The sequence below is a fragment of the Caballeronia sp. LjRoot29 genome (assembly GCF_964252755.1).
Classification (GTDB): domain Bacteria; phylum Pseudomonadota; class Gammaproteobacteria; order Burkholderiales; family Burkholderiaceae; genus Caballeronia.
This window is the reverse complement of the sequence record NZ_CAXUPU020000056.1, coordinates 1-15206: the sequence shown is the minus strand read 5'-3', so window position 1 is coordinate 15206 and position 15206 is coordinate 1. Positions and strand designations below refer to the sequence as shown.

Sequence of the window (15206 nt, the reverse complement as noted above, 5' to 3'; positions counted from 1 at the left end):
CCGCCCGGCTTCACTCCTTCGATTCGGGCGCTTGATCGGCGGCGGGTTCCGCTGCGGCCGGGCGATTGCGCACGCTGCCGGCAATCATGTCGAAGCGGAACAGCCGGCATTCGAGCGCGCCGTTGAACAGCGGCGTTTTCGTCGATTCACGCAGCCGCAGCATGCCCGGCAGTTTTCGATCCGATGTCAGCACGTACGCGCGCCAACCCGGAAACTGCTGTTTCATCGCGTTGCCGAAGGAGATGAAAAACTCCTGGTCGGCGGGGTCCGGCTGCGCGCGGATGAATGCGTCCTCGTCTTCGTCGTGACCGCGATTCTTCGGTTCGCGAAGCTCGCCGCGCGGGCCGCGTCCGCGTACTTCGATCCGTTCGCCGTACGGCGGATTCGCGACCAGGATGCCGGGGGTGTCCGACGGTGGCGTCATGTGGCGCGCATCGAGTTGTTTCAACGACAACTCCGGCAAACCCGCGCGTTCCAGATTCGAGTACGCCTTGTCGAGCATGTCGCCGGAAATGTCGCTGCCGTAGATCTGGATATCCTCACGCGATGATGCCGCGGCGCGTTTGGCATCGACGGCTGCGCCTTTCAGCTTTTGCCACGCGTTCACGTCGTATTGCTTCAGCTTTTCGAAGCCGAAACTGCGGTCAACGCCCGGTGCGATGTTCAGCGCGACTTGCGCCGCTTCGGCGAGGAACGTGCCGCTGCCGCACATCGGATCGTAAAGCGGCGTGCCCGGCGTCCAGCCGGTCAGGCGCAAGATTCCTGCGGCGAGGTTTTCACGCAAGGGGGCTGCGCCTTTATCCAGGCGCCAGCCGCGTTTGAAGAGCGGGTCGCCGGAGGTGTCGAGGTAGAGCGTGCATTCGTTCAGCGTGAGGAACGCGAAGACGCGGACGTCGGGTTGCGCTGTGTCGACGCTCGGACGGTTGCCGGTCAATTCGCGCAAGCGGTCGCAGACGGCGTCTTTCACGCGCAAGGTCGCGAATTCCAGGCTGCGTAATGGGGATTTGATCGCGGTGATGTCGACGCGAATGGTTTCGTTCGGCGAAAACCATTTTTCCCATTGCTGCTGGTATGCGAGTTCGTAGATGTCGTGTTCGCTGCGATACGGGCCTTGGGCCAGTTTCAGCAACACGCGGCTTGCGATGCGCGAATGGAGGTTGGCGGCCATGCCGGCGGCCCATGAGCCGCGGAAATGCACGCCGCCCGGGACTTCCTTGCCGGTTCTGAATTGCGAGCCCTCAATGTGCTTCGCTCCGATTTCGCTGAGTTCGGCCGCAAGCGGGGCCTCGAGACCGCGCGGGCAGGGGACAAACCAGTCGAAAAGGAAAGTAGTGGCCATGGGGCGGTGCTTTTTTGGGAATCGAAGGGGGATATTGTACGCGGGGGAGGGGAAGGGAACGGGCTATACGCTGGCGGGCACTACAGATCAACAAAAACGCCGGTGGCCTGCAAGAGCACACCGGCGCTTCGTCTTTCGCTACAACAACTTCACTCCACCGCCTTCACCATATCCTCGATCACCTTCTTGGCGTCCCCAAAAACCATCATCGTCTTGTCCATATAGAACAGTTCGTTATCCAGCCCGGCATAACCCGCCGCCATGGACCGTTTGTTCACGATAATCGTCTTCGCCCGATAAGCCTCCAGAATCGGCATGCCCGCAATCACCGATTTCGGATCGGTCTTCGCCGCCGGGTTCACCACGTCATTCGCCCCGAGCACGAGCACCACGTCCGTCTGCTGAAACTCACCGTTGATATCTTCCATCTCGTGGACCAACTCATAGTCCACTTCGGCTTCAGCCAGCAACACGTTCATATGCCCAGGCATCCGACCAGCCACCGGGTGAATCGCGTACTTCACGTCGATGCCTTTCTCGATCAGCTTATCGGTGAGTTCCTTCAGCGCGTGTTGAGCGCGCGCCACTGCCAAGCCATAACCCGGCACGATCACCACCGTTTCCGCATTGCCGAGCATGAACGCGGCGTCATCGGCGGAACCGGATTTCACCAGACGTTGCTCTTGCGCACCGCCCGTTGCCGCCGCACCGCCTTCGTTACCGAACCCGCCCAACAGCACGTTGAAGAACGAGCGGTTCATCGCGCGGCACATGATGTACGACAGAATCGCACCCGACGATCCCACCAACGAGCCGGCAATAATCAGCATCGGGTTATTCAACGAGAAGCCGATACCGGCCGCCGCCCAGCCCGAATACGAATTCAGCATGGACACGACCACGGGCATATCCGCGCCGCCGATCGGGATGATGATCAGCACGCCGAGCGCGAACGCGATCAGCGTCATGATCACGAACGGCAACCACGATTGCGTCAGCATGAAGATAATGCCGAACCCAAGCATTGCGATAGCCAGTAGCAGGTTGATCATGTGCTGGCCGGGATACACGACCGGCGCGCCCTTGAACAAGCGGAATTGATACTTGCCCGAGAGCTTGCCGAACGCAATAACCGACCCGGAAAACGTGATCGCACCCACAAACGTGCCAATAAACAATTCCACGCGATTGCCCACGGGAATCGGTTCACCCAACGCGGCAAGACCAAATGCTGAGGGTTCCGAAACAACGGCATAAGCGATACATACGGCGGCCAGACCGATCAGCGAGTGCATCGCGGCGACGAGTTCCGGCATCTTCGTCATCTCGACTTTCGCCGCGACATACGCGCCAACCGCACCGCCGACCACGAGCGCTGCGAACAGCAAGCCAAGCCCGAGCGACAGATCCGACCCCAGCGCCGCTGCCTGCTTCACGATCAACGCGATGGTCGTGAGAATCGCGATCGCCATGCCGGCCATGCCGAACGTATTGCCGATGCGCGCCGTCTTCGGATTCGACAGCCCTTTGAGCGCCTGGATGAAACACACCGAGGCGATGAGATACAGGAGAGTGACAACGCTCATGCTCATTGCGCGGCCCCCTTCGAAGCGTTAGTAATCTGCTTGGGCGCTTTCTTCTTGAACATCTCAAGCATTCGCCGCGTGACCAGGAAGCCGCCGAACACATTGACCGCCGCCAACAACACCGCGAGCGTGCCGAAGAACTTGCCGGCACCGCCTATCGTCAGGCCGGCTGCAAGCATTGCGCCGACGATCACGATCGCGGAAATCGCGTTCGTCACCGCCATCAAGGGCGTGTGCAACGCGGGCGTGACATTCCACACCACGTGATAACCGACGTAGATCGCCAGCACGAAGATGATCAGGTTGATGACCGTGTGATTTACCAGTTCCATGTCAGTCTCCTTTTATTCCGCGCGTGACCTGGCCGTCGCGGCACAGGAGCGTGGCGGCGACAATATCGTCGGCCATATCGATGTTCAGCGTCCCTTCCTTCGACACAATCAACTTGATGAAATCAAGCAGGTTGCGAGCGTAGAGGGCGGAGGCATCGGCGGCGACCATGGAAGCGAGATTCGTGTAACCGACCAGATGCACGCCATGTTTCGTCACGACCTGATCGACTTCGGTCAGCGGACAATTGCCGCCACGACGACCTTCGTATTCGGCGCCGCGACCCGCTGCCAGATCGACGATGACCGAACCCGGTTTCATCGCCTGGACGGTTTCCGCGGCGATCAACGTAGGCGCGGGACGGCCGGGAATCAGCGCGGTCGCGATGACGATATCGGCTTGTTTTGCACGTTCGGCCACCAGCGCGGATTGCCGCGCGAGCCAGCTTGGCGGCATAGGGCGCGCGTAACCGCCAACGCCAACCGCGGCTTCGCGTTCTTCATCGGTTTCGTAGGGAACGTCGAGGAACTTCGCGCCCAGCGATTCGATTTGCTCCTTTACGGCGGGACGCACATCGGAGGCTTCGATCACCGCGCCGAGCCGCTTGGCCGTAGCGATAGCCTGCAAGCCCGCCACGCCCGCGCCGAGCACGAGCACGCGCGCGGCTTTGACGGTGCCGGCGGCGGTCATCAACATTGGCATGAAGCGCTGATAGATATTGCTTGCCACCAGCACGGCCTTGTACCCGGCGATATTCGCCTGCGACGACAAAACGTCCAGGCTCTGTGCACGCGTAGTACGCGGCGCGGCTTCCAGCGCAAATGCGGTGATGCCAGAAGCGGCCAGGCGCGCGTTGTTATCGGCGTTGAACGGATCGAGCATGCCGGCAATCACCGCGCCGGATTTCAGCAGCAGCAATTCGGCTTCGTTGGGCGAATGAACCTTGAGGACGAGATCAGCGGCAAACGCGGTGTTGACATCGACCAGCTCGGCGCCGGCAGTGGCGTAGGCATCGTCGATATAACTCGCTGGCACACCCGCGCCGCGCTGCACCGTGACCCGGTGACCTTGCGACACGAGCTTCTTGACCGTCTCCGGCGTGGCGGCGACGCGCGCCTCGTTCGCCCGCGTTTCGGCAGGCACTCCGATATGCATCTTCAATCCTCCTCACGTTCTAGTTTTTAATATGGCCGTGCGTAGTCGCTCGCGCTGATTTGCAGCAACAAGCCTGCACGTGATTAAGCGGTTATTTAAGCTGTTATTTGCGACTGATCGTCACTGTAACCGAAACTTTTGTGAAAAATGACGCCATCGGACAACAACGTGCACGAACTCCGCGGGCGACGTAAAAACGCGCAAAACGGTAAAATACCGTCCCATGAAACCAGAACGATGGACACCGCGCGTGACGGTCGCGGCAATTGTGGAACGTGACGGGCGCTTTCTCGTGATCGAGGAACACACGTCGGACGGGCTCAAGATTAATCAGCCGGCCGGACATCTGGAAGCGGGAGAAACACTCGTCGACGCCGTGAAACGCGAGACGCTCGAGGAAACCGCGCATCGTTTTGAGCCGGAGGCGCTTGTCGGTACGTATCTGACGCATTTTGAACGGCCGGGAAGATCGGTCACGTATTTGCGGTTTACGTTCTGCGGCACGACATCGGGCGAGGTGCCGGGCATGGCGCTCGACGCGGGTATCGTGCGGGCCATGTGGCTGACCGCCGACGAGTTGCGCGCTTGCGCCGACCGGCACAGGTCGCCAGCCGTGCTGGAATGCCTCGAACACTACCTCGCCGGGCGCCGCGTGCCGCTCGACTTCATTCATACGCACTCGGTGGCGCCGGTGCAGGCTGGGACCTAGGCTGATTTTCAGCCTCAGGCAAGTAACGCAGAGAGAGCGATGAGCAAGGCCGGAAAACAGAAAGTCGTGGTGGGCATGTCGGGCGGCGTGGATTCGTCGGTGACTGCGTGGCTGCTCAAGGAGCAGGGTTACGACGTGATTGGCCTGTTCATGAAGAACTGGGAAGATGACGACGACAGCGAATATTGTTCGACGCGGCAGGACTGGATCGACGTGGTGTCGGTGGCGGACCTGATCGGGATCGACGTGGAAGCGGTCAACTTCGCGGCCGAATACAAGGATCGCGTGTTTGCGGAGTTCCTGCGCGAATATTCGGCCGGCCGTACGCCGAATCCGGACGTGCTGTGCAACGCCGAGATCAAGTTCAAGGCCTTCCTCGACCATGCGATGTCGCTGGGCGGCGAGACCATCGCGACGGGGCACTATGCCCGCGTGCGTGAGCGTGACGGGCTGTTCGAACTCCTCAAAGCCACCGATTCGACCAAGGATCAGTCGTACTTTTTGCATCGGCTGAATCAGGCGCAGTTGTCGAAGACGCTGTTTCCTCTCGGCGAGATGCCCAAGACGAAGGTTCGTGAGATTGCAGCGCAGATCGGCTTGCCCAATGCGGCCAAGAAGGATTCCACGGGCATTTGTTTTATCGGAGAGCGGCCGTTTCGCGAGTTCCTGAACCGCTACCTGCCGACGCAACCCGGTCCAATGAAAACACCCGATGGGAAAGTGATCGGCGAGCATGTCGGGCTGGCGTTTTATACGTTCGGTCAGCGTAAGGGCATCGGGCTCGGCGGCAGCAAGGACGGCAGCGGAGACCCGTGGTTCGTCGCGGGCAAGGACATGGCGTCGAACACGCTGTACGTGGTGCAGGGGCATGACCATCCGTGGCTGCTGTCGCACTCGCTCGTGGCCGGCAATACCAGTTGGGTCGCGGGGGCAGCGCCGGTCGAAGGCACTGTTTGCGCGGCGAAGACGCGGTATCGGCAATCGGATGCGCCTTGCGTGGTCGGTGCGTCAGGACCGGCGGATGGGCAGTTTGAGCTCCGTTTCGATGACGCCCAATGGGCCGTCACGCCCGGGCAATCAGCCGTGCTTTATCAGGGCGACGTGTGCCTGGGCGGCGGGATCATTGAATCGGCAGCAACTGCCCAGCCTGTGCGACGTGACGCGGGCGCTGCATTGCTCACGGCCAGGTAGTTTGCTGGTTCAGATCATCGTGCAGGATGTGAGCGGGCTGCGGCCCGCTTTTTCCTGCGCAGAGCTTGCGGGAAACGCGGTCGAATCAGTAATTTATAAAAAATCGGTACATACCCGGTAACGTTTGGGCTCCTTGTGAGCAGCCCAGAAGGAAAAAATTGCGGTTGTTTGGCGGACAGCGTCCCAAAAAATCGTACGCGGAGCTTGACTATCTATCTGCTAGTAGATAAATTATCGCTATGTTGCAGCGGATTAATCAGAACGTCACTCTGTACACAAGGCAGCACGAGCGGGCCGCACCTGCGCGACGAACCCTGTGGAAGTAGCGAACCAAAATCGAAATGAATACCGACAAGACTCCTGACAAAAATACCGTGCGCGAGCAATTGCTCGATCACGCCCAGGTTTTGCTGATGACCCGCGGCTACAACGGGTTTAGTTATCGGGACTTGTCGACGTTGGTCGGCGTGAAGACATCGAGCATTCACTATTATTTTCCGTCGAAGGAAGATCTGGTGCTCGAAGCGGTGAATACATACAGCGCAGATGTGATGTCGTCTATTTACGCCATCGATAGCTCTGCCACCGCCGAGAAAAAGTTGGACCGGTATGTGAAGCTGTTCGGCAAAATTGTGGGCGAAGGCGATCAGGTTTGTCTTTGCGGAATGCTTGCTGCCGATATTGAATCGCTCCCCGAAGGTGTTCGCCATGCGGTTCAAGCTTTTTTCAAAGCTAACGAAACCTGGCTGGCAAAGGTGCTGGTCGAGGGCGAAAAGCAGGAAACCCTACGCGTGAACGGAAAGCCGGATGTGGCGGCGCGAGCGTTGTTCGCGGCGTACCAGGGAAGTCTGTTGGCCTGCCGGTTATTTCACACGAAGGTGCGTTTGGATGAAGTCACTCAAACTGTGAAACGGTGATTCACGATGTGAGTGAAAACGCATTACTTGGCGCGGTTATTCGAAGGAATTGAGTCCCGAGGGAAGGGGGATCGAATAATGAGACGGGTGAAGCCGCGAGGTGTTGAAACGAGTGCGCTCTGCTGTACTTTCGACATCATTGTTAATAATGATTTGACGTGTTCCAGATTCAGCATTTATCAAGTTATCTATCTTCAAGTAGGTAGATTTTGGTTGCCGATTTTATGTGCCCCTAAGTTTTTTGGAAGTTATTTTTACCGCCATTAAAAAGTATTGAAGAAGTCAGTCCAGAAGCAGCGGCTTGGCATGTCAATGGTAAATCGGGAGCGACTGTTTGCTTTTAGCCGATCAGGCTGGCGTGCACTGCGTTTCTGAGCGACGGGGTTCAGTGGCCGAACGCCTGTCCAGTGCCCGCAGGCAAGTTGCGCGAGTCAGTAGTGTCGTCTCCGTTGGAGTTGACGTGGCTACTCACAGAAAAGCTAGCTGATGTTCGCCAATGTTTGCCAAGCGTTCGCTAAGTTGCTCAGTTATCTATCTATGAGTAGATAAAAACGCGTTCGTTTTCCTGCTCGTCGTTACCACCCGTCGTCACCTGCTCCTCGATCCTCAGTTTTTTGTTTTTCGTACTTCGTTTTCGGCATTCCGTGTTTCAGCCGTACCCACCGCAGCAACCCGGTTCTCGCACCGGGCCCTAAACCGCCGTATTTTTACTCACGGGGATAGAACCATGTACAAGCTCAAATCCTTCGCCATCGCCTCCGCTGTTGCTGCATTGCTTGGAGTCAGCGCCGCCGCGCAAGCCGCTCCCGTGCTCGAGCCCGCGACGCAGCAGTTTATCGATGCGCTCACGGCGCAAAAAGGTCCGCCGATCTACACCCTTTCTCCCGCCGATGCCCGCAGCGTCCTCGCAGGCGCTCAGTCTCAGCCGGTGTCGAAGGAAGCCGCGCAGATTGAAGACCGCGTGATCGAAGCAGGGCCGACAGGCAAGATCGCGATCCGGATCGTGCGTCCCGCTCACGCCAAGGGCGTGCTGCCGGTGATCATGTATTTCCACGGCGGCGGTTGGGTGCTGGGCGACAAGAATACGCACGACCGCCTGATCCGTGAGATCGCGAACGGTGCGCAGGCCGCGGTGGTCTTCGTAGATTACGATCGCTCGCCGGAAACGAAATTCCCGGTGCCGACAGAGGAAGCCTACGCCGCCACTCGCTACGTGGCCGAGCATGCAAAGCAGTTCAATGTCGATGCAACGCGGATGGCCGTGGCCGGAGACAGTGTCGGCGGCAATATGGCGGCGGCCGTGACGTTGATGGCGAAGGAGCAGGGCGGCCCGGCGCTGCGTTACCAGGTGTTGTTCTACCCGGTCACCGATGCGAGTTTCGACGACGGCTCGTACAACGAATTCGCCGATGGCCCGTGGCTCACCAAAAACGCGATGAAATGGTTCTGGGACGCTTACGCGCCCAACGCCGCCGATCGGGAAAAAATCACGGCGTCGCCGCTGCGTGCATCGCTTGATCAGTTGAAGGGCTTGCCGCCTGCGCTCGTCATCACCGACGAAAACGACGTGCTGCGCGACGAAGGCGAAGCGTACGCGCGCAAGCTTTCGCAGGCCGGCGTCCGAGTGACGGCGGTGCGTTACGCCGGCACGATCCACGATTTCGTAATGTTGAACGCATTGGCCAATACCCCGGCCACGCGTGCCGCGATCGAACAGGCGAATACCGTGCTGAAGAAGGCGCTGGCGAAATAAGAGAGCCGCCGCGCCACGAAAAAGCCCCACGCGAGTGGCCACTCGCATGGGGCTCTTTTGTGGCAATCATTCGCTAACGCTTTGACCGGCGTCCGATTAAGCGTCAGTCGGCAATGTATCGATGAAAGACTGGCGCAGCGACAACCGCTGAACGTGCTTGTCCAAATTGGGATAGTCCTCGCGCCAGTTCACGTTGGGCATACGGAAATCGAGATATCCGAGCGCGCAACCGCAAGCGATATCGGCGAGCGTGAAGTGATTCGCCGAGCACCAGTTCTTGGCGGCGAGCCCCTTCGACATGGCCTTCAGGCCATCGTCAATCTTGCGCTGCTGACGCGCTACCCACGCCTCGTTGCGCTGGCCTTCCTCGCGCTGGGTAGTTTCCAGGCGAATCAGGACAGCGGCGTCGAGCATGCCGTCGGCGAGCGCTTCCCAGCATCGAACTTCCGTGCGCTCACGGCGTTCTTGCGGCAGCAGTTTGCCGACCGGCGTGAGCGTGTCGACGTATTCGCAGATCACGCGAGAATCGAAAACGGCTTCGCCATCGTCCAGAATCAGGCACGGCACCTTGCCGAGCGGATTAAAACTATGGATTTTCGAATCGGATGCCCAGACGTTTTCGAGCACCAGTTCGCAGTCGATTTTCTTTTCTGCCATCACAATCCGCGTCTTTCGAACGTACGGGCTGTTGAGCGAACCGATCAGTTTCATCATCTGTGTTGTCGTTTCTGCAAAGAGTAGTCACGGAGATGGATCTTAACCGCCCGGACGTGCGCCGACTGTAAATTTGGGATGGCGGCGTTGTGGTCGGGCGACAAAAAACCGGCGCACCTTTCGGTGCAACCGGGTTGCGTCTCGGAGCCCGACGTCATGCCCAGGACGGATGCTTCAGTTTATGCACCGCGTCGCCCAGTGGCACGGCGCAAAAACACGGTCAGCCGTGCTCACTGGGCCGGAGCGGCGTTGGCGGACATCGCAGTCGGAGGACAAGGAAGCGCTGACGGCACGCGAGCTACAACTTTTCCGGCCTTGCCCGTTGTAGCGGAAGACGCTCCTGGAACCGGCACCGAACTCACCGTGCGAATCCCGGCGGATATCTCCCTGGCGAGTTGATCGACCGCTCGCCGATGGCCAGCCACCAGCGCGTCATAGCCTGCATCGACAGTTTGTTCGGCCTGCGTCCGGCACGTCAGCACTGCTTGGTTGTTCACGCCGCGCACGCTCCAGACGGCATCGATGAACGCGCGCCGGCCCGGCGACGACTCGAAGCTCTGAACATTCACCTTCACGCGATACACCGGCACGCCATCGGGATGCGGCGTGCCATAAACATCAATCGCCCCCGTCTGCTGGGTTAAATCCGCCGACAGCGCGCGCCGGACTTCGTCGGCGGGAAGGGACGCCCAGCGCTCGTCCTCGAGCACGCGGACTTGCGCCGAGCCGTCCTGCACGACCATCTGGTTCTTCGCGACTTGCGGCGGCATGTCCACCGGCGACACTTCCAGATAGAACGAAGCGGGCGCGGCCGTTCTCGTCGCGGGCGCCGCGGGGGCATTGCCGCCGAGCGTATAAAAGCGGCTTGCCGGCGAACTGCTGCACGCGGCGAGCGCGGCGACCAGACCTATCGCCGACACCCCGCCGACGGCTTTGAATATTCTGGCCAAGCTCATGGCTTATCTCCTGGTTTCCCGCGCACGAGCGATTCCGGATGACGTTCCAGATAATCGGAGAGCGCGTTGAGCGATTGCAATGTCCGCGTGAGTTCCTGCAGCGCCTGATGAACATCTGACTGCAGCGGCGAGTCTTGCTGCAGCGTGCTTTGTGCCTCGTTGAAGGTTTTCCGCGCGGCGGTAAGCGTGTCGCGTGCTTCGGGCACAACTTGCGTGCCGAGCTGGTTAAAGAGGCCGTTCGCGTTCTTCAGCGCGCTGTTCAGGTTGTTGCCGATCTCATCGAACGGAATCTTGTCGAGTTTCTTCGCGATATCCGCTACCTGAAGTTGCAACTCGTCGAGCGTATTCGGCACGGTCGGCAACTCGAGCGGATCGGCGCTTGGGTCCACCGTCGCCTTGGCGGCTTTCGGGAAGACATCGAGCGCAACATAAAGCTGTCCGGTCAACAGGTTGCCGGTACGCAACTGTCCGCGCAAACCGTTCGACACCAATTTTTGGAGCAGTTCCTGTCCGGCCACGGTGTTCTGGCGCGGCACCGCGTCCCGGAAGCGCTTGCCCAGCCGCTCCGGATAGATGTTCATGGTCACCGGCATCTGGAAGGTGCGCGTTTTCGCATCGTATTCGATCCCGATACCCGTCACGCTTCCAAGCAGGATGCCGCGGAAATCGATTGGCGCACCCACCGACAAGCCTCGCAGCGACTGGTTGAAATTCATGACCACGCGGATTGGCTGGCCGTCCGGATCGCGCATGGCGTCCTGCTCGTCCGAACCAAGGCGGAAGGTCATGTTGTCCGGCGCCTGCTGCCCGGGCTCCTGATTCGGCGGTGTCTGGAAGGCGATACCCCCCAGCACGACGGTCGCAAGCGACTGCGTGTTCAGCTTGAAGCCGCTCGCATCCAGCCGCAGGTCGACGCCGCTTGCGTGCCACCAGCGCGAATTTGTCCCGACGTACTGATCGTACGGCGCGTTCACGAACACTTGCATGGTGACGCCCGTGCCGTCCTTGTCGAGCGAAAAGCCGACGACTTGCCCGACCTGCACGCGCCGGTAATAGATAGGCGAACCTATATCGATGGAACCCAGCGACTCACCGCGCAAGGTGAATTGCCGTCCTTTTTGATCGCCGGTGACCGCGGGCGGGGTTTCGAGCCCGACAAAATGGGTTTCGTCCTCTTTCGATTTCCCCGCATCCACGCCGATATACGCACCGGACAACAACGTGCCGAGTCCGGTCACGCCGCTGGCGGCCACGCGCGGGCGCACCACCCAGAAGCGCGAGTCCTTCACCGCGAAGTCCTCGGCGACCTTGGTCAACTGGACATCGACGAGCACGCGCGAGTGATCTTTCGACAGCGTGATCTCCTTGACCGTGCCGACATCGACGTCCTTGTATTTGACCTTGGTCTTGCCTGTCTCCAGGCCTTCGGCGCTCACGAAGCTGATCGTGATCGTCGGTCCGCGTCCCGACACCGATTTCACCACGAGCACGATGCCGATCAGCGCGGCGATCAGCGGAATGACCCAGACGAGCGACGGGATCCAGCGGCTGCGCGGTTCGATGACCGGCTCAGGCAGATTGGGCGGCAAGCCACCACCGCCGCCCGCGTTTCGCGACGGCTCGCTCGGGCCTTTGACGGTGTTGTTCGAAGGACCTTGCGGGCTAGTCATGTTTCTTTCCTGAAGGTTCGATGTGATCCCACATCAGTCGCGGGTCGAATTGCATGGAGGCCAGCATGGTGAGCACCACCACGCAGCCGAACGCAAGTGCGCCCGGCCCTGGCGTGATGACGGCGAGTGAGCCGAAGCGCACGAGCGCGACGGTCAGTGTCACGACAAAGACATCGAGCATTGACCATCGGCCGATTTTTTCGACGATTCTGTACAACGTCGTGCGCTGGCGAGGACGCCACTTGGAGCCCGATTGGGTGGCCCAGGTGAGAAACGCCAACGTGCCAAGCTTGAGCATCGGCACGAGAATACTGGCGATAAAAATGATCGCGGAGAGCGGATAGTCGCCATCGTTCCAGAACATCGCCACGCCGCTCATGATGGTGTCGTCTTCGGAACCGACTATCGACGAGGTGTGCAGCACCGGATACAAATTCGCCGGAATGTACAGGATCGCGGCGGACAACAACAACGCCCAGGTGCGCGCGACCGAGTCCGGATTACGCCGATGCAGCGGCGAACCGCAACGCACGCAAAGCTGGCGTTCAACCGTGAACACGCGCTTTTGCACACGGTTGCACGCGTGACAGGCGATCAGCCCGGCTTCCTTGGCCGTCGTGAATACTGGCTCGGGAGATCCGGGGGCATCGGGGACGTCGGATGCGCCGGGCGTGTCGGGAATATTGGGCTTGTCGGTCATGGCTTGGTCGGTGGCGCGGCTGCCTCGGGAGGCATCCGCTGCATGCCGATCGGCGGACTTTGCTGCGGCCCACGCGTTGGCACGAACGGATGCAACAAATCAGATGCCGGGCCGGAATGCGCAGTGGCCGCATAAGCCGATACCGAGCCGGACCGGAGGCCGCCGAAAGGCGTGTATCGCAACGGTCCGTGACCGCTGACACGCTCGGCGATGTCCCACAGCGCGCGCGGATCGAAGGTGAGGATGACCGCGAACAGCAAGGTCAGCGCACCGAACGCAAAAAGCGCCGCCTCAGGAATGACGCGGGCGATGCTCACCATTTTCACCAGCGTGACGAGTATGCCCAGCATGAACACTTCGATCATTCCCCACGGCCGCACGAATTGAATCGCTCGCAGCACCTGACTGAAGCCGGCCGGAATGAAACCCGCGCGCAACGGCACGAGCAAATACAGCATGGCAACCAATTCGGTCAGCGGGAAAAGGATGGTCGCGCAGAAAACCATGGTCGCGATCACTTCCATGTTCTCGCCCCACAACGCGACGATTGCACCAATCAGGGTCGTTTGCGACGTGATGCCGTTCGTTTCCAGTTCCACGATAGGAAAGGCCTGCGCGATCAAGAATGTGATCAGCGCGGCGAGCGTGATGGAGCAAAGCTTGTCCAGATTCGACGACACGCTCTGATAGAGCGTGGCGCCGCAGCGCGTGCATTTCGCGGAACTGCGGGACGGCAGGGCGCGCTTATGAAACAGCGTGTCGCACTCGTGGCATGCGATTAGATCGTCTTCTTCCATAGGTGGAATACTGGGCTCGTGCTGGCGTGTTGTTTTAGTTTCTTGAACGTCGTTGTTCTGGGGCGGCTGCATAAAACAGCAAGGGCCGGGCCAGCGGGCATGGTAACAAACGGCGGCCCGCCACGCGGAAGAAGCGCGGAGACCTGACTCGCCGTCGCGTCACGGCTTTAAGGCCCGGCGTTGCAGCGACCCCTGCCGATGAGCATAACTGGATTTGATCCATCGCCCAGATGGAATGGCCAGCGTGCATGGCGCGTTAACCTTGGACAAAGCTCTTTTGAACAAAACCTGGAAAACCAGCCCGCTTCACAAGCCACTGATATCAGATTTGTAACGCGGGGCGTGGACCGATCGGCAACTATTTCTTTATCGGAAAGCCGGCTTTTACTTGTTCGGGTAGGATGGCGGCCTTGAGACCTTGTCGTCGGGGTTATTGCGGATACCGCGCAATACACCGCTTGGGTCAAGTCATCAATTGCGCACTTTTTCTGGTGGATCACGTATGGAAAGCAGCCCGAATTTCGCCAGCTCCGATAGCTACAGCCGGACCGCGATCGGCCTTCACTGGCTGATCGCGCTGCTGATCGTATGCGGCTTTTATCTTGGCTGGATCATGACCGATATTCCCGGTTTCACGCCAACCAAGCTCAAGTATTTCTCCTGGCACAAATGGATCGGCGTGACGGTCTTCGCGCTGGCCGTCGTGCGTGTGCTCTGGCGCACCACGCATAAGGCTCCGGCCATGCCGCGACGCATTCCCACGTGGCAAAAAGGCGTCGCTCACCTCACGCACTTTCTGCTCTATGCGCTGATGCTGGTGATTCCGATGTCCGGCTATCTGTATAGCTCGGCGGCAGGTATTCAGGTCGTGTATCTCGGGCTGGTGCCGTTGCCGACGATTATCGGACCGGACAACGCGCTGAAAGTCACGCTGAAGATGGTCCACATTTACCTGAATTACACCCTGCTCGTGCTCGTCGTCATGCACGTGCTGGCTGCTTTGAAGCATCAATTCGTCGATCGTGACGGCTTGCTCGCACGCATGATTCCGTTTCTTCGATAAACATCGTCCGGTTCGCATTCATCGAAAATGAGCTGTAATTGATTCCTTGTTGTTGATAGCCAGTTTCCTCCGCACGGGTTGCGCCGGATTGCGTTTGACTTTTCAATAGCGGTTCAACCGGTTTTCCCGGTGGCGTCAGGACAGACATGAAACACGCGAAATTTTCCCGTTGGTTGCTTGCAGGCGTATCCGCCGCATCGCTGGTCGCGGCGGTGTCCGCTTTTGCCCAAGCCCAGGTCGATACGACCAAAAGCACGGTGACGGCGACATCGAAGCAAATGAACGTGCCGGTCGAAGGCAAGTTCAAAAAGTTCACCGCGCAACTC

General features: G+C 59.6%; 14 protein-coding genes and 1 pseudogene. 6 read left to right on the top strand and 9 right to left on the bottom strand.

Annotated elements, in window-relative coordinates; genetic code table 11:
- Positions 1 to 10 precede the first annotated feature (10 nt).
- From ACSQ83_RS34160 to ACSQ83_RS34145, 4 genes are all read right to left on the bottom strand, one after another.
- Positions 11 to 1339, bottom strand: coding sequence for a THUMP domain-containing class I SAM-dependent RNA methyltransferase (locus ACSQ83_RS34160; protein ID WP_414949418.1), 1329 nt, complete (start codon positions 1337 to 1339; stop codon positions 11 to 13).
- Positions 1340 to 1488: 149 nt separating this feature from the next.
- Positions 1489 to 2931, bottom strand: a complete 1443-nt coding sequence (locus ACSQ83_RS34155; RefSeq protein ID WP_436231151.1) for an NAD(P)(+) transhydrogenase (Re/Si-specific) subunit beta — start codon at positions 2929 to 2931, stop codon at positions 1489 to 1491.
- Positions 2928 to 3257, bottom strand: a complete 330-nt coding sequence (locus tag ACSQ83_RS34150) for an NAD(P) transhydrogenase subunit alpha (protein ID WP_414949414.1) — start codon at positions 3255 to 3257, stop codon at positions 2928 to 2930. Before ACSQ83_RS34150 ends, ACSQ83_RS34155 begins: the two co-directional genes overlap by 4 nt.
- Position 3258: 1 nt before the next feature.
- Entirely contained in the window at positions 3259 to 4410 is a 1152-nt protein-coding gene (locus ACSQ83_RS34145) for a Re/Si-specific NAD(P)(+) transhydrogenase subunit alpha (protein WP_414949413.1), read from the bottom strand.
- Positions 4411 to 4633: 223 nt separating this feature from the next.
- Between ACSQ83_RS34145 and ACSQ83_RS34140 the strand changes: the two genes are divergently transcribed.
- The 4 genes from ACSQ83_RS34140 (at position 4634) to ACSQ83_RS34125 (ending at position 8980) form a co-directional block, all read left to right on the top strand.
- Positions 4634 to 5119 carry an NUDIX hydrolase gene (locus ACSQ83_RS34140; protein ID WP_436231150.1) on the top strand — a complete coding sequence of 162 codons (486 nt, stop codon included), beginning with the start codon at positions 4634 to 4636 and terminating at the stop codon, positions 5117 to 5119.
- Positions 5120 to 5158: 39 nt separating this feature from the next.
- Positions 5159 to 6310 (top strand): tRNA 2-thiouridine(34) synthase MnmA, encoded by a 1152-nt coding sequence (mnmA, locus tag ACSQ83_RS34135; RefSeq protein ID WP_436231149.1) that lies wholly within the window; start codon positions 5159 to 5161, stop codon positions 6308 to 6310.
- A gap of 341 nt (positions 6311 to 6651) precedes the next feature.
- The gene (locus ACSQ83_RS34130) at positions 6652 to 7227 is read left to right on the top strand and encodes a TetR/AcrR family transcriptional regulator (protein WP_414949408.1); all 576 of its coding nucleotides are present in this window, start codon (positions 6652 to 6654) and stop codon (positions 7225 to 7227) included.
- A gap of 727 nt (positions 7228 to 7954) precedes the next feature.
- Positions 7955 to 8980, top strand: a complete 1026-nt coding sequence (locus tag ACSQ83_RS34125) for an alpha/beta hydrolase fold domain-containing protein (protein ID WP_436231148.1) — start codon at positions 7955 to 7957, stop codon at positions 8978 to 8980.
- A 96-nt stretch (positions 8981 to 9076) separates the two neighbouring features.
- On the opposite strand, the gene ACSQ83_RS34120 is transcribed toward ACSQ83_RS34125, so the two are convergent.
- The 5 genes from ACSQ83_RS34120 to ACSQ83_RS34100 form a co-directional block, all read right to left on the bottom strand.
- The gene (locus ACSQ83_RS34120; protein WP_436231147.1) at positions 9077 to 9694 is read right to left on the bottom strand and encodes a glutathione S-transferase C-terminal domain-containing protein; all 618 of its coding nucleotides are present in this window, start codon (positions 9692 to 9694) and stop codon (positions 9077 to 9079) included.
- A 230-nt stretch (positions 9695 to 9924) separates the two neighbouring features.
- Positions 9925 to 10650, bottom strand: coding sequence for a PqiC family protein (locus tag ACSQ83_RS34115; RefSeq protein WP_436231146.1), 726 nt, complete (start codon positions 10648 to 10650; stop codon positions 9925 to 9927).
- Positions 10647 to 12320 carry an intermembrane transport protein PqiB gene (locus tag ACSQ83_RS34110; protein WP_414949404.1) on the bottom strand — a complete coding sequence of 558 codons (1674 nt, stop codon included), beginning with the start codon at positions 12318 to 12320 and terminating at the stop codon, positions 10647 to 10649. Before ACSQ83_RS34110 ends, ACSQ83_RS34115 begins: the two co-directional genes overlap by 4 nt.
- Positions 12313 to 13020: a paraquat-inducible protein A gene (locus ACSQ83_RS34105; protein ID WP_414969054.1), complete on the bottom strand. Its 708-nt coding sequence runs from the start codon at positions 13018 to 13020 to the stop codon at positions 12313 to 12315. Before ACSQ83_RS34105 ends, ACSQ83_RS34110 begins: the two co-directional genes overlap by 8 nt.
- Positions 13017 to 13817, bottom strand: coding sequence for a paraquat-inducible protein A (locus ACSQ83_RS34100; protein ID WP_436231145.1), 801 nt, complete (start codon positions 13815 to 13817; stop codon positions 13017 to 13019). The genes ACSQ83_RS34105 and ACSQ83_RS34100 overlap by 4 nt, the downstream gene beginning before the upstream one ends.
- A gap of 502 nt (positions 13818 to 14319) precedes the next feature.
- On the opposite strand from ACSQ83_RS34100, the gene ACSQ83_RS34095 reads away from it, so the two are divergent.
- Complete coding sequence (locus tag ACSQ83_RS34095; protein ID WP_436231144.1) at positions 14320 to 14880, top strand: cytochrome b; 561 nt, start codon at positions 14320 to 14322, stop codon at positions 14878 to 14880.
- A gap of 146 nt (positions 14881 to 15026) precedes the next feature.
- Positions 15027 to 15206, top strand: a pseudogene (locus tag ACSQ83_RS34090) (YceI family protein); the annotation flags it as partial.